The organism is Bradyrhizobium sp. USDA3516, from assembly GCF_057651995.1.
In genome coordinates this window covers 351094-365468 of sequence record NZ_JBYGYN010000003.1, presented here as the reverse complement: position 1 = coordinate 365468, position 14375 = coordinate 351094, and the positions used below count along the sequence as shown (strand labels likewise).

The following is a 14375-nucleotide window of genomic DNA, read 5'->3' as shown; positions in this document are numbered from 1 at the left end:
CCGTCGTCTATCAGCGGCGGGCGGCGGTCGCCGTCAGCTCCAGCTTGACGCCCGGGCCGAGATCCGCAACGCCGATCGCGGCACGCGCCGGCAGTTGCTCCGCGGTGAAATAGCGCTTCCACACCTGGTTGAACGCGGCCTTCTCAGTGAGGTCGGCCATGAAGATCGTCACCTGCAGGACGCATGACAGATCGGAGCCGGCCCCCTCGAGCAAGGTCTTCAACTGGCGCAGCACATCCTCGGCCTGGCCCGCCATGTCGAGCCCGGCATCTTCAGGGACGATGCCGCCGAGATAGAGCACGCCATTGTGCTCGACGATCTCGTGGAGCAGTCCGTCATAGGGCAGGGAACGTGTGATCACGATCGCGTCCGTGGCTGTTGCGGGCTCGCTGCCGGGTGGAGGGCTCGCGTCGATGAGGAAAGCTGGTGCTGCCAGACAGGATTGAACTGTCGACCTCTCCATTACCAATGGAGTGCTCTACCACTGAGCTACGGCAGCATGTGCTGGGACAAGAATCGGCCGCCCGAGGGGCCTACCAAGCGGGCCGATATCTGCCACAAGCCCCCCTCCTGCGCAAGCTTGCAAGCCCCGCCAAAACGAGAAAATCGGGCCGATATCGGCGCCAAAATCCCCGTTTTCGCTCGAACTGACCGCCTTCACGCCATTTCGGGGTCCGGATATCCCTGTCCAACTGGTCAGTTGGCGTGGGGGTCCGGATTCGATCCATCTTGCGTTTCGCAAGGGGTCCTATCGTCTCGCCTCTTGAGCTGCCACACTTCGATGGCATCCTGTCGCCGGTTGCTGGGATGGAGCGGCGATGGCTGACGAGACCGACAAGAGCGCGAGGCAGGCGAGGGCGTCCCGGGACGACAGGCTGAAATCGGCGCTGCGCGAAAACCTGAAGCGGCGGAAGGTGCAGGCGCGCGAACGCGCCGCAAGCACCGACCACTCGCAGAACGACGATGGTTCCCTAAATGAGGGGGCCGCCGGCAAGTCCTCTCGTTGAACGCCGGCGGCTGGAAATTTTGGAGTGCATGCAGTGGCCATGGGGCAGGACGACACACAACGAGCCGACCGTGATGCGCAGCTGATGCGGTTTACCCGCCCCGAGCAGACCTTTCCGACGCTGACGCCCGCCGAGATCGAACGGATCAGGCATTTCGGTGAAATCCGCACCTATGGGGACGGTGAATTGCTGTTCGAGACCGGCAAGCCCGGGCCCGGCATGTTCGTGGTGCTGAAGGGCCACGTCGCCATCACCCAGCGCGACGGTCTCGGTCACGTCACTCCGGTGATCGATCAGGGGCCGGGGCAATTTCTGGCCGAGCTCGGCCAGCTCTCGGGCAGGCCGGCGCTGGTCGACGGCCGCGCCGAAGGCGATGTCGAGGTGCTGCTCGTCCCGCCGGACCGGCTGCGCGCGCTGCTGGTGGCCGAAGCCGAGCTTGGCGAGCGCATCATGCGCGCGCTGATCCTGCGCCGGGTCAATCTGATCCAGGACGGCATCGGCGGCCCCGTGCTGATCGGGCCGTCGAACTCCGCCGGCGTGGTGCGCCTGCAGGGCTTTCTCACCCGCAATGGCCAGCCGCATCATCTGCTCGATCCCGAGAGCGAGCATGACGCCGCCGAACTGATCGCGCGCTATTCGCCGAAGCCGGAGGATTGGCCGCTCGTCGTCACGCCCGGCGGCACGGTGCTGCGCAATCCCAGCGAGACCGAACTCGGCCGCGCCATCGGCATGATCGGCGGGGCCAAGGACAACCGCATCTACGATGTCGCCATCGTCGGCTGCGGGCCGGCGGGGCTCGCGACCGCGGTCTATGCGGCGTCCGAAGGTCTCTCGGTCGCGGTCGTCGATACCCGCGCCTTCGGCGGCCAAGCCGGCGCCAGCGCGCGCATCGAGAACTATCTGGGCTTCCCGACCGGCATCTCCGGCCAGGCGCTGGCTGGCCGCGCCTTCACCCAGGCGCAGAAATTCGGCGCCGACATCATGATTCCGATGTCGGTGAGCTCGCTGGATTGCTCGCGCGCCAACGGCACCTTCGCGCTGGCGCTGGATTGCGGCGACACCTTGCGCTCCCGCTCGGTGGTGGTCGCCAGCGGCGCGCGCTATCGCCGTCCGGATATCGCCAACCTCGACAAGTTCGAGGGTCGCGGCGTCTGGTACTGGGCCTCGCCCGTGGAGGCGCGGCTCTGCGCCGGCGAGGAGGTGGCTCTGGTCGGCGCCGGCAATTCGGCCGGCCAGGCCGCCGTGTTCCTGTCGGGTCACGCGAAGAAAGTGCTGATGATCATCCGCGGCGGCGGCTTGGGCGCCAGCATGTCACGCTATCTCATCGAGCGCATCGAAGCGACCCCGAACATCGAATTGATGTTCAACACCGAGATCACCGCACTCGAGGGCGACGAGGCCTCGCTGCTGCGGCGCATCCGCTGGAAGAGCCGACTGTCGGATGACGAGGATTCCGCCGACATTCGCAATCTCTTCCTGTTCGTCGGCGCCGATCCCGCCACGTCCTGGCTCGACGGTTGCGGCGTGACGCTCGATCGCGGCGGCTTCGTCGTCACCGGCGCGCAGTCGGAGCAGAACCAGGGCAAGCTGGTCGCGCCGCTGGAGACTTCCGTGCCCGGCGTCTACGCCGTCGGCGACGTCCGCTCCGGCTCGGTCAAGCGCGTCGGCGGCGCCATCGGCGAGGGCGCGCAGGTCGTCGCCTCCCTGCACGGCTATCTCGGCGACGCCGCAAAACCGGCGCTTTAGGCAAGGACAAGACAAGGCAATGGCAAGCCGAAAGTGGCTTGCCATCGTGCCGCGTCCCGCGAGACTATCGCCTCGTCGCGAGGTCAATAGCGCGTGGAAAACAAAGATTCCCAGGGAGGACCAAATGGCTGAAATCGTCGTGCTCTACAAGACACCCAAGGATGCTGCCGCCTTCGACAAGTACTATGCCGAGACGCACATCCCGCTCGCCAAGAAGCTTCCCGGCCTGAAGAACTACGCCGTCAGCAAGGGGCCGGTCGCATCACCCGCAGGCCCTTCCGGAATCCATCTCGTCGCCATCCTCACCTTCGATAGCGTCGCCGACATCCAGGCCGCCTTTGCCAGCGAGGAAGGCAAGGCGACTGGCGCCGACGTGCCGAAATTCGCCAGCGGCGGCGCCGACATCCTGATCTTCGACACCAAGAACGTGTGAGAGATCGATTCAACTTTCGTTGAATCCCGCAGATCACAAACTGCTGTCGTTTGTGACAGCGCTGCAAAAAGATCAGTCATGCGCTTGTCGATTTCGCACGACGACGCATGGCTGCGCTCATGCATGTGACGACAAGGCAGGTGGTAATCCGATGAGGATCGTAATACTACTCTCGTCACCTCAACGCGGAGTGTAGGAGAGATGTCATGATGCTTGGCTTGAGTTTGCCCGCTCTCACGCTGATCCATGTCATCATCAGCCTGATTGCCATCGTCGCCGGGCTCGTCGTGATGTTCGGCCTGCTCGGCTCGAGGTCGATGCCGGGCCTGACTGCGATCTTCTTAGCTTTCACCATTCTCACCAGCGCCACCGGCTTCCTGTTTCCGTTCAAGGAGCTGCTGCCCTCGCACGTCATTGGCATTATCTCGCTGGTGCTGCTCGCGATCGCCTGCCTTGCGCTCTACGGCATGAAGCTCGCCGGCATCTGGCGCCCGGTCTACATCGTCACCGCGATGGTCTCGCTCTATTTCAACGTCTTCGTGCTGGTGATCCAGTCGTTCCTCAAGGTGCCCGCGCTTGCCGCGCTCGCGCCCGCCGTGCCGCCGGCGCCGCCATCGGGGCCGGTGTTCGCCGTGGTGCAGGGCATCGTGCTGGTGTTTTTCGTCGTGCTGACCATCGGCGCCTGGCGCCGCTACAAGCCCCTGGCGTTTGCCTGATCACTGACATCCCGCCGTCATTCCGGGGCATCGCGCAGCGATGAACCCGGAATCTCGCGCAACAATCTCTGGATTCCGGATCCCCGCTTCGCGTGGTCCGGAATGACCGAGATGCAACAAGGAGCCCCCACCATGCCCACCATCACCACCAAAGACGGCGTCGAGATCTTCTACAAGGACTGGGGCTCGGGCCAGCCGATCGTGTTCAGCCATGGCTGGCCGCTGTCGTCCGACGATTGGGACGCGCAGATGATGTACTTCGTCACGCGCGGCTATCGCGTCATCGCCCATGACCGCCGCGGCCACGGCCGCTCGGCGCAGGTCGCCGACGGCCACGACATGGATCATTATGCCGACGATCTCGCCGCGCTCACCGCGCATCTCGAGCTCAAGAACGCGCTCCATGTCGGCCATTCAACCGGCGGCGGCGAGGTCGTGCACTACATCGCCCGCCACGGCGAGAGCCGCGTCGCGAAGGCCGCGATCCTCTCGGCGGTGCCGCCGCTGATGGTGCAGACCGCGGCCAATCCCGGCGGCCTGCCGAAAAGCGTGTTCGACGATTTCCAGACCCAGCTCGCCGCCGGCCGCTCGGCCTTCTACCGCGACATCGCCGCCGGCCCGTTCTACGGCTACAACCGCCCCGGCGCAAAGCCAGTGGAAGCCGTGATCGAGAACTGGTGGCGCCAGGGCATGATGGGCGGCGCCAAAGCGCATTACGACGGCATCGTCGCGTTCTCGCAAACCGATTTCACCGAGGATCTGAAGAAGATCAACGTCCCGGTGCTGGTGATGCACGGCGACGACGACCAGATCGTGCCTTACGCGGACTCGGCGCCGCTCTCGGCCAAGCTTCTGAAGAAGGGCATCCTGAAGACCTACAAGGGATTCCCCCACGGCATGCCGACCACGCATGCTGAGACGATCAACGCCGATCTCCTTGCGTTTTTCAAGGAATGAGGCTTCCCTTGTTGTGGGAAGGGCGCCTCGCCGCGTAGCGGCGAGACCGGCGAGCGCCTAACTTGTGTGGAAATTTCGGGGCTCGTGCGCGTTGAGCCCCGTCCACTCCAGGAGAGGCGCCGGCGATGTCGCCCCAGCTCAAACTAATCGCGCTCGACGCCGACGATCTCGCCGTGATCTCGACCCATGTCCAGGACGCTCGTGTCCAGGCGTCCGACATCATCTGGCGGCAGGGCGAGAAACGGCTCGTGGTCGGAATGAGCCGGCTGGACTGGGAGCAGACCTTGGCGGCCGAGACCGAGCCGCGCCGGCTGGTCGCAGCGCTCCGTTTCGACCGTGTGCTCGCCTGCAAGTCGCGCAACATCGACCTCGCCGCGCCGGACAAGGTCCTGGACCTCGTCGGCATTGAATTTCACCCCCAGGACGGCCGCGCCGAGGAGCCCGGCGGCAGCGCCCTGCTTTTGTTCGCGCAGGGCGGCGCCATCCGCCTGGACGTCGAGTGCCTGGAATGCGAGCTGACCGACCTCGGCGCCGACACGCTGGGCACGGGAATCGAGGGGGAGGGGTGAAGCAGCCGTATACCAGCCGAATGGGGCTCCGGCCCCGGCCGGAACGGCATCTGCCGAGGGTTGACGCAGCTTCCCCGCCGCGCCATTGAGCAGGGGATCTGGTTGCGCCGATCCGCCCCTCAAGACCAGCCGGAAGCCAAGCGAAACATGCCCGTTCGCCTCGACCGCAGCAGCGCCGATTTCGACCAGCGATTCGCCGCCTTCCTCGCCGCCAAGCGCGAGGCTTCGGCCGACGTCGAGGCCGCCGCGCGCGCGATCGTCGATGACGTGGCCAAGCGTGGCGATGCCGCCCTGCTCGAGGCGACGGCCAAGTTCGACCGCTTGAGGCTGGATGCATCCTCCTTGCGCGTCTCCGCCGCCGAGATCGAGGCCGCCGTGAAGGCCTGCGAGGCTGCGACGCTGGATGCGCTCGAGCTCGCGCGCGACCGCATCGAGACCTATCACCGCCGCCAGCTGCCGAAGGACGAGCGCTTCACCGATCCGCTCGGCGTCGAGCTCGGCTGGCGCTACACCGCAATCGAATCCGCCGGCCTCTATGTGCCGGGCGGCACGGCCGCCTATCCGTCCTCGGTGCTGATGAACGCGGTGCCGGCCAAAGTCGCCGGCGTGTCGCGCCTCGTGATGGTGGTGCCCTCGCCGGACGGCAAGCTCAATCCGCTGGTGCTGGCGGCCGCCCATCTCGGCGGTGTCACCGAGATCTATCGTGTCGGCGGTGCGCAGGCGGTGGCCGCGCTCGCGCACGGCACAGCGACCATCGCGCCGGTCGCCAAGATCGTCGGCCCGGGCAATGCCTATGTCGCCGCCGCCAAGCGGCTGGTGTTCGGCAAGGTCGGCATCGACATGATCGCCGGCCCCTCGGAGGTGCTCGTCATCGCCGACGACACCGGCAATGCCGACTGGATCGCCGCCGACCTGTTGGCGCAGGCCGAGCACGATTCCAGCGCGCAGTCGATCCTGATCACGGACTCCTCGCGCCTCGCCGCCGACGTCGAAAAGGCGGTGGAGGCGCAGCTGAAAACGCTGCCGCGCGCTGCGATCGCCGGTGCGTCCTGGGCCGATTTCGGCGCCGTCATCATGGTGAAGAACTTAGGGGACGCCATCCCGCTCGCGGACGCCATCGCCGCCGAGCATCTCGAGATTATGACCGTCGATCCCGACGCGCTCGCTGCGAAGATCCGCAATGCCGGCGCGGTGTTCCTCGGGCCGCACACGCCCGAAGCGATCGGCGATTATGTCGGCGGCTCCAACCACGTGCTGCCGACGGCGCGCTCGGCGCGGTTTTCCTCCGGGCTCTCGGTGCACGACTTCATGAAGCGCACATCGATCCTGAAATGCGGGCCCGACCAATTGCGTGCGCTGGGTCCGGCCGCGATGACGCTCGGCAAGGCGGAGGGGCTGGACGCCCATTCGCGCTCGATTGGATTGCGCCTCAATCTGTCATGACCAAGCCGCCCGCACAGGACGACTCGACCAATCGCATCGTCGGCGTCACGCTCGACGAGGAATCGATCGGCCGTTCCGGGCCCGACATCGAGCACGAGCGGGCGATCGCGATCTACGATCTGATCGAGCAGAACCTGTTCGCGCCCGAGGGTGCGGACGGAAAGGGCCCGTTCACGCTGCATATCGGCATCACCGGCAACCGGCTGATGTTCGACATCCGCCGCGAGGACGGCACGCCTGTGGTCGCGCATCTGTTGTCGCTGACGCCGTTCCGGCGGATCGTGAAAGACTATTTCATGATCTGCGACAGCTATTACCAGGCGATCCGCACCGCGACGCCGGACAAGATCGAGGCCATCGACATGGGCCGCCGCGGCATCCACGACGAGGGATCGCGCACGCTACAGGAGCGGCTGAAAGGCAAGGTGCGGGTCGATTTCGAGACCTCGCGCCGGCTGTTCACGCTCATTACTGTTCTCCATTGGAAGGGCTGATCACGGATGGCTGCGCCCCCACGCGCACGCGATCCGCAATCGGTGCTGTTCGCCTGTGCGATGAACAGCGTGCGCTCGCCGATGGCCGAGAGCCTGCTGCAGCACATGTTTCCGCAAGGGCTCTACGTCAAGTCGGCCGGCACCAGGAAGGGCGAGCTCGATCCCTTCGCCGTTGCCGTGATGGGCGAGCTCGGCCAGGACATCTCCGGTCACAAGCCGCAGACATTCGAGGAGCTGGAGGATTGGGAGGGACTGAATTTCGACCTCATCATCACGCTCTCGCCCGAGGCGCATCACAAGGCGCTGGAGCTGACGCGAACGCTCGCCGCCGAGGTCGAATACTGGCCGACGCAGGATCCCACCACGATCGAAGGCAGCCGCGACCAGAAGCTGGCTGCCTATCGCGAGGTCTGCGATCAGCTCCTGATGCGCATCCGCCGGCGCTTCGCCAAGGTCGGCGCGGCGAGCGGGTAGCATCGGCCCGCCGTAACACCCGCGTCACAGAGAGCAGGCACAGCCGTGGCGGAGACCTCGAATCACCAAACTCCGGTTCCCGGGTTGTGAAACCGGCCCCCTTCCGATAGGTTCCGCGCGCAATTCACCCCTGCCTCATCCCCCAAATCACCTGATGCTTGGCCGCCCCAAATTCGTACTTGCCTCCGGCTCGCCGCGTCGGCTGTCGCTGCTCAACCAGGCCGGCATCGAGCCGGATGCGCTCCGGCCGGCCGACGTCGACGAGACGCCGAAGCGGGGCGAGCTGCCGCGCGCCTGCGCCAACCGGCTGGCCAGGGCCAAGGCCGACGCCGCGCTGAAGTCGGTGCAGCTCGACGACGAGCTGCGCGGCGCCTTCATCCTCGCCGCCGATACAGTGGTGGCGGTCGGCCGCCGCATCCTGCCGAAGGCGAACCTCGTCGACGAGGCCGCGCAGTGCCTGCGGCTGCTGTCGGGCCGCAACCATCGCGTCTACACCGCGATCTGCCTGGTCACGCCGCGCGAGGCCTTCCGCCAGCGCCTGGTCGAGACCCGCGTGCGCTTCAAGCGCCTCTCCGAAGACGACATCCAGGCCTATATCGGCTCCGGCGAATGGCGCGGCAAAGCCGGCGGCTACGCCGTGCAGGGCATCGCCGGATCCTTCGTGGTCAAGATGGTCGGGTCCTACACCAACGTCGTCGGCCTGCCGCTCTACGAGACCACGACGCTGCTCGGCGGCGAGGGCTTTCCGATCCGCTTCGGCTGGCTCAATACCACCACCGTGTGAGCCCCAAGGGCCGCGCCGACAAAAACCTCGAAAACAACCCCATGCACAGTAGAATGGCCCCGCCGGGTCTGCGCCGGAGCGTAGGCGCGGCTGCTCCGGGAACCCGTTTCCCGGCAGGCACTTGAACCCCGTCACCCCGTGCAAACTGCCGACATCCATGGACGACCAGGTCACCAAGCCCGACGCGCCGCTCAAAACCTGCCCGATCTGCGGCAAGCCGCAGTCGCAGGCCACCCGTCCGTTCTGCTCCTCGCGCTGCCGCGACGTCGATCTGAACCGCTGGCTGAAGGGCTCCTACGTCATCCCCGGCCGCGACGACGAAACCGACGACGTCGAATAATCAAGTCGTAGCAAAGTGTTAACGCCCTCGCTGAGGCGCCAGGCAGCACCCGCAGCAACCCCGCCCCACCTTGTGCACAGCCGGGCCGCGCCCGGCGCAGCCTCTTGGCGAAGCGGGTGGACAGGCCGCTCTCGGCCCACTATAAACCGCCCGCTCGATGGGCCTTGGCCCCTCTCTTGGAGCACGCCCAGGTAGCTCAGTTGGTAGAGCATGCGACTGAAAATCGCAGTGTCGGTGGTTCGATTCCGCCCCTGGGCACCATTTCTACGATTTTCCAGGCTGAAGCACACGATCTTTGTACGATGGCGCCTCGCCAGATGATCGGCGCAAAGCGCGATCGCGTTTTTCTCTTCCTGGCTGGATCAGCCAATCGCACTGGCTTGCTCGCAAAGCCACGTGCAGAAATTCTGTGGTGCGGGCCGAGTTTCATCAGTGCGCAGCAGCGCATAGTGCCAGGCTGGTCCACGAAGAACGCATGAATATGGAGCGATTAATAGACCCTCCGCGAGGAGCGGCCGGAACAATGATGGAGACAACAAGGCGATACCGACACCCGCCACTGCCGCGCTGGCGTTCAATTCGTGTGTCGGATAATCGATGCCTACAAAGCGCAGATTGTCTGGCATTGTACTGCCGATTTCCGCAAACCACAGTTCCCAATCGGGGTGTGGCAGAAGCGCAAAGTCGGCCAATTGCTCAGGCATGGTCAGCGCCCGGGCTCCAAGCAGCGACGGCGCCAGCATCGGTGTCACTTCCACGGGCGCAAGTCGATGTTCCCGCAGGCCCGCCCACCCGCCAGATCCGGTTCGGATGGCTACGTCGAATGCTTCCCGATTCCGTATGTCCGTCGACACATCGAGTTCGATGCCTATGCCGCTCGAGACGGTATATTGCGCCAAGCGTGGCGCAAGCCAGCGTGACGCAAAGGTCGGCGGTGCCGTGACCTTGAGCAGCGGCGCGGATGTCTGAAATTCGTCGAGCGCCTCATTGATATCCTCCAACGCGTCTCGAACCCGGTTTGCCAGGGCAGAGGCCGCATCGGTCGGGATCACGCGCCGGCCAGAACGCACGAACAGCGGTTGATTGAGTTCGGACTCGAGCGTTCGGATGCGCAGGCTGACGGCAGCGGGGGTCAGAAAAAGGCGTTCCGCCGCACGCGCAAAACTGCCTGCCGAAATACACGCTTCTAATATTCGTAAGGATTCCAGCGACGGGCGCATGCTTAGCTTTCTCTTGCGACAACGACAAGCAAAGCTCGTTTTCGGGTCGGCGAGCGATGTGCGAAGATCAGTTCAGAGAGTAGGAGAACCACGGCGCTACCGCAATCAGGCGCGGCCCGGTGTCGACTCGCCCCAATCGGAATGGACGCTCCATGATGCGACGCATGCTGGCACTGACCGTGAACGATCGGCCGATCCGCTGCTCCGTCCGGTCAAGTGCAAGCCTCCTGGAGGTGCTGCGGGAGGAACTCGGGCTGACGGCCGCGAAATGTGGCTGCGACCAGGGCGCCTGTGGCGCCTGCACAGTCCTCGTCGACGGCCGGCGGATCAACGCTTGCCTCGCTCTGGCGCTGTCGCACGACGGCCGGAATATCGAGACGGTGGAGGGTTTGGCGGGCAAAACCTTGCACCCATTGCAGGCGGCATTCATCGCTCATGATGCCCTTCAATGCGGCTACTGCACGCCGGGACAGATCATGTCGGCGCGCGGGTTGCTGGGCGAAGGCCTGCCTCTTGACCGAGAAACGATCGCAGAGTGCATGAGCGGCAATCTTTGTCGTTGCGGGGCCTACGCCAACATCGTGGACGCGATCATCGCGGCGGCCTGACAATGAGCCTGGAGCCTTTTGATTATCACCGCGCCGCAGACCTTTCCGACGCCATCGCGCGTCTCGGAGTACCAGGCGCTGTGGCAGTGGCGGGCGGCACCGACGTGCTGCCGCTTTGGCGCGCGGGAGCCTTGCAGCCGATCGAGCTCGTCGACCTCAGCGGTCTGGGGCTTGCGGCTGTGGAGTCGGAGTCCGGGCAGCTCACACTGGGCGCGCTTGCCCGGCTCAGCGACGTCGCCGACCACAGCGAAGTGCGTACGCGCTGGCGGATCATTGCAGCGTCGATCGAGGCCAGCGCCTCGCCACAAGTGCGCAACCTGGCGACCGTCGGCGGCAACCTCCTGCAGCGGACGCGCTGCGCCTATTTTCGCAGTCGCGATCTGCCCTGCAATCGGCGCCGGCCAGGCTCGGGCTGTGGCGGACGCGAAGGCCTCCACCGCCAGGCCGCGATCTTTGGGGTGAGCCCCTACTGTGTCGCAACTCACGCTTCCGACCTCGCGGTCGCGCTCGTTGCGCTCGGTGCAACCGTGCATATCGCAGGCCCGAATGGTGCACGACACCTTCCGCTTGGCAATTTGTGGAGACTGCCTGAGGAGCATCCGGAAATCGAGTCAGTGCTCGCACCCGGCGAAGTGATCACGTCGGTTGTAGTACCTGCGGCGCCGACGACCGCCACCTATCGCAAGGTTCGTGACCGCGCGTCGTTTGAGTTCGCGGTTGTATCGGTCGCCGCGATTCTTTCCGTCGAGGACGGACTAATCGCGCGCGCCGGCCTGGCAGCTGGCGGCGTCGGTACCGTGCCCTGGCGCCTGCAGACCTCTGAGGCCGCGCTGCTGGGACAACCCGTTCATCCCGAGACATTTCGGGCCGCGGCGCGATTGGCGACGGGCGGCGCCACATTGTTGCAGCACAACGCGTTCAAGGCAGAGCTGCTCGAGCGGACGCTCGTTCGCGCCCTCATGGAAGCGGCGGATGCTTGACGGGCAATCACATCCGCGGCTGGACGCGGAATCCAAGGTGCGGGGCGACGCTCGCTACGCCGGCGACCTCGTCGACGACGGTGTGCTCCATGCTGCAATCGTGACGTCGACGATCGCTTGTGGTCGTGTCGTCAAGGTTCATGCCGATGACGTGCTTCGGCTGCCAGGCGTCATTGCCGTCATCACCCATGACCAGGCGATGCAACTGAGACCGGCAGGATTTCGGCTGCCGCTGCAGGATGATCTGGTGCGCTTCGCCGGAGAGCCGGTCGCCGTCGTGGTCGCCGAGAGTCTCTTTGGCGCACGCCGCGGCGCCGCGGCGCTGCGGGTCGACTATGACGTGGCGCCGGCAATCCTCGAATTGCACAGGGCGGCGGCGAACGCCTATGCCGCGCAGGAGGCCGCAGGCGGTGTCGCGGTGGACAGCTGCCGTGGCGATCCAGAAGCCGCGATCGCGGCCGCGCCCGTTGTTCTAACGAAACGCTATCGGACCCCGGCCCAGAACCACCATCCCATCGAACCGCAAGTTGCAGTCGCCACATGGGAAGGTGATCATCTGACTGTGCGAACGGCTTCCCAAGCGATGTTCACCAGCCGTCGCATGCTCGGCCAGGTGTTCGGCGTACCCCCCGAGAATGTGCGGATTATCTCGCCGCTGCTCGGCGGTGGCTTCGGATCGAAGGGGCGAGCCTGGTACCCCGAAATGACCTTGACCGCCATGGTCGCCAGGCTCGTCGGCAGATCCGTCCGGCTGGAACTCACGCGAGCCCAGATGTTCACCTTGGTCGGCCGGCGTCCCGAGGCGATACAGGACGTCACCCTGGCATCCGACCACGAAGGGTGCTTGCAAGCCATCGTCCACCATAGTCTCAACGAGACCTCGATCTATGAGGCCTATGCAGATCCCAACGCCGCCATTTCGCGCTGGCTCTACGCTTGCCCGAACGTGGCCACGCGCCATCGCTGCGCCCCGCGGAATGCGCCGCACTCCAATCCGATGCGCGGGCCAGGCGAAGGAACCGGAAGCTTTGCGCTCGAATGCGCGCTGGATGAACTCGCCTGGACCCTGACGCTCGATCCACTTGAGTTGCGGCGGATCAACTACGCTGACCGCGACCCTCATCTCAATCGGCCATGGTCCAGCAAGCGATTGCTGGAATGCTATCGCATCGCCGCTGATGCCTTCGGGTGGAGCAGACGGCCCTTTCAGATCGGCGGCCTGCGCGACCGCCACTTGCAGATCGGCTGGGGCATGGCAACTGCGGCTTATCCCGTCTATCGGGCTGCAGCGGAAGCAGCAGCGAGATTGAAACCGGATGGACGGATCGAGATTCGCTGCGGGACGCAGGACCTGGGCACCGGAACACTGACTGTTTTGGCGCAATTGGGCGCGAATATCCTGGACGTTCCCCTATCGCAAACGGATGTCGCGCTGGGTCATACCCTCTTGCCTCAGGGTCCGGCGTCCGGGGGGGCCATCGCGACGGCGAGCTTCACGCCTGCGGTGGAGGCAGCTGCATGGGCATTACGCGACAAACTACTCCAATTTGCGATCACCGACTCCGCGGGCCCCTTCTTCGGTCTCGACGCGAATGAGCTCGATGTCGCCGATGGCGCGATCCGTCACGTGGGCGGCAATCGCAGCGAAAGTCTTGTCGGACTTGCCCAACGATGTGGACCCAATGGTATTGAGGCGATCGCCGCATCAGCTCCGAATGCTGACACCGCAACGAGCGCCTTAAGTCACGGCGCGGTCTTCGCGGAAGTCTCGGTTGATCCGGAGCTCGGCGAGGTGCGCGTCAGACGCTTGACCGCTGCGTACGCCGCCGGGCGCATTCTCAATCCGATGCTGGCACGCAGCCAATATCTCGGCGGCTTGGTTTGCGGCATCGGAATGGCGCTGCACGAAGAAACCTGCATGGATTCCTCGCTGGGCCGGATTCCCGGCGACAATCTTTGCGACTACCTCGTGCCTGTCCATGCGGATATGCCAAGCTTCGACATCCATCTTGTGGAGGAGGCCGATCCCTGGCTGGCGAGCGGCATCAAAGGCATCGGCATGATTGGCGCGGTAGGCGCAGCGGCGGCGATCGCCAATGCCGTATTTCACGCTACGGGACGTCGACTCTATGACCTGCCGATCCGACTCGAGCACGTGATAAACCGTGCTGGCCGGCCCGAAACTCGGCATCAAGGAAGCCGATGACGGCATTTGGTTCACCAGCTTCATGCACTATCTGCCGGCTGGAGCCTGACGGCATGGATTTGCTCTCACTTGCTCGAAGAGGGGGGCCTGCCACCCCCGGGGGATCAAGCAATTGCGTGCATTTCGCAAGCGGATTTCAGGAGGTTGCGATGAGTAAAGTTCGTGTCGGTGGTTCTAGCGTCTCAGCAGACGGATTCGGAGCCGGCCCGGTCAGGATATGAAAACCCCTTGGGCGTTGATCGCACCTTTCCCTGGACCGAAGCGGTCCGACGCACTACGCCATCCGGGGCGCGGCCGCATCGCCCCACAGCTCCTCCGTTCCGCGACAAAGAGCCAGACTGAACAAGCTTTTGCCGGTGGCAATGTCCCCGTTTTCCTGACGTCGGACATCCCCGAGA

Annotated in this window: 16 protein-coding genes and 2 tRNA genes; 15 read left to right on the top strand and 3 right to left on the bottom strand. The window is 65.0% G+C overall.

Going from position 1 to position 14375, the window contains the following annotated elements:
- Positions 1 to 10 precede the first annotated feature (10 nt).
- Both AC24YW_RS11965 and AC24YW_RS11960 read right to left on the bottom strand, forming a co-directional pair.
- Positions 11 to 361, bottom strand: a complete 351-nt coding sequence (locus AC24YW_RS11965; RefSeq protein ID WP_487482914.1) for a RidA family protein — start codon at positions 359 to 361, stop codon at positions 11 to 13.
- Positions 362 to 424: 63 nt separating this feature from the next.
- A tRNA-Thr gene (locus tag AC24YW_RS11960) sits at positions 425 to 499 on the bottom strand.
- A 319-nt stretch (positions 500 to 818) separates the two neighbouring features.
- On the opposite strand from AC24YW_RS11960, the gene AC24YW_RS11955 reads away from it, so the two are divergent.
- From AC24YW_RS11955 to AC24YW_RS11900, 12 genes are all read left to right on the top strand, one after another.
- Positions 819 to 1007, top strand: coding sequence for a hypothetical protein (locus tag AC24YW_RS11955; RefSeq protein ID WP_487482913.1), 189 nt, complete (start codon positions 819 to 821; stop codon positions 1005 to 1007).
- A gap of 39 nt (positions 1008 to 1046) precedes the next feature.
- The gene (locus AC24YW_RS11950; RefSeq protein WP_487483296.1) at positions 1047 to 2753 is read left to right on the top strand and encodes an FAD-dependent oxidoreductase; all 1707 of its coding nucleotides are present in this window, start codon (positions 1047 to 1049) and stop codon (positions 2751 to 2753) included.
- A gap of 124 nt (positions 2754 to 2877) precedes the next feature.
- Positions 2878 to 3186, top strand: coding sequence for an EthD family reductase (locus AC24YW_RS11945; RefSeq protein ID WP_157283268.1), 309 nt, complete (start codon positions 2878 to 2880; stop codon positions 3184 to 3186).
- A 206-nt stretch (positions 3187 to 3392) separates the two neighbouring features.
- Positions 3393 to 3902: a hypothetical protein gene (locus AC24YW_RS11940; RefSeq protein ID WP_487482912.1), complete on the top strand. Its 510-nt coding sequence runs from the start codon at positions 3393 to 3395 to the stop codon at positions 3900 to 3902.
- Between the two features lie 132 nt (positions 3903 to 4034).
- Entirely contained in the window at positions 4035 to 4859 is an 825-nt protein-coding gene (locus AC24YW_RS11935) for an alpha/beta fold hydrolase (RefSeq protein WP_487482911.1), read from the top strand.
- A 125-nt stretch (positions 4860 to 4984) separates the two neighbouring features.
- Positions 4985 to 5428, top strand: a complete 444-nt coding sequence (locus AC24YW_RS11930; RefSeq protein ID WP_487482910.1) for a DUF2948 family protein — start codon at positions 4985 to 4987, stop codon at positions 5426 to 5428.
- 147 nt (positions 5429 to 5575) lie between these two features.
- Complete coding sequence (hisD, locus tag AC24YW_RS11925; protein WP_487482909.1) at positions 5576 to 6871, top strand: histidinol dehydrogenase; 1296 nt, start codon at positions 5576 to 5578, stop codon at positions 6869 to 6871.
- On the top strand, positions 6868 to 7365 hold the full coding sequence (locus AC24YW_RS11920; RefSeq protein ID WP_025032375.1) for a UPF0262 family protein: 498 nt from the start codon (positions 6868 to 6870) through the stop codon (positions 7363 to 7365). Before hisD ends, AC24YW_RS11920 begins: the two co-directional genes overlap by 4 nt.
- A 6-nt stretch (positions 7366 to 7371) precedes the next feature.
- Positions 7372 to 7839: an arsenate-mycothiol transferase ArsC gene (locus AC24YW_RS11915; RefSeq protein ID WP_197953159.1), complete on the top strand. Its 468-nt coding sequence runs from the start codon at positions 7372 to 7374 to the stop codon at positions 7837 to 7839.
- A 154-nt stretch (positions 7840 to 7993) separates the two neighbouring features.
- Positions 7994 to 8623 (top strand): Maf-like protein, encoded by a 630-nt coding sequence (locus AC24YW_RS11910; RefSeq protein ID WP_225124395.1) that lies wholly within the window; start codon positions 7994 to 7996, stop codon positions 8621 to 8623.
- 157 nt (positions 8624 to 8780) lie between these two features.
- On the top strand, positions 8781 to 8963 hold the full coding sequence (gene yacG / locus AC24YW_RS11905) for a DNA gyrase inhibitor YacG (RefSeq protein WP_487482908.1): 183 nt from the start codon (positions 8781 to 8783) through the stop codon (positions 8961 to 8963).
- 185 nt (positions 8964 to 9148) lie between these two features.
- Positions 9149 to 9224 (top strand) — tRNA-Phe (locus AC24YW_RS11900).
- Positions 9225 to 9325: 101 nt separating this feature from the next.
- On the opposite strand, the gene AC24YW_RS11895 is transcribed toward AC24YW_RS11900, so the two are convergent.
- Positions 9326 to 10183, bottom strand: coding sequence for a LysR family transcriptional regulator (locus tag AC24YW_RS11895; protein WP_487482907.1), 858 nt, complete (start codon positions 10181 to 10183; stop codon positions 9326 to 9328).
- A gap of 164 nt (positions 10184 to 10347) precedes the next feature.
- Between AC24YW_RS11895 and AC24YW_RS11890 the strand changes: the two genes are divergently transcribed.
- Genes AC24YW_RS11890 through AC24YW_RS11880 form a run of 3 tightly spaced genes read left to right on the top strand, consistent with a single transcriptional unit; the run spans position 10348 to position 13977 of the window.
- Positions 10348 to 10791: a (2Fe-2S)-binding protein gene (locus AC24YW_RS11890; RefSeq protein ID WP_487482906.1), complete on the top strand. Its 444-nt coding sequence runs from the start codon at positions 10348 to 10350 to the stop codon at positions 10789 to 10791.
- A gap of 2 nt (positions 10792 to 10793) precedes the next feature.
- The gene (locus AC24YW_RS11885) at positions 10794 to 11771 is read left to right on the top strand and encodes an FAD binding domain-containing protein (RefSeq protein ID WP_487482905.1); all 978 of its coding nucleotides are present in this window, start codon (positions 10794 to 10796) and stop codon (positions 11769 to 11771) included.
- Entirely contained in the window at positions 11764 to 13977 is a 2214-nt protein-coding gene (locus AC24YW_RS11880) for a xanthine dehydrogenase family protein molybdopterin-binding subunit (RefSeq protein ID WP_487482904.1), read from the top strand. The genes AC24YW_RS11885 and AC24YW_RS11880 overlap by 8 nt, the downstream gene beginning before the upstream one ends.
- Positions 13978 to 14375 lie beyond the last annotated feature (398 nt).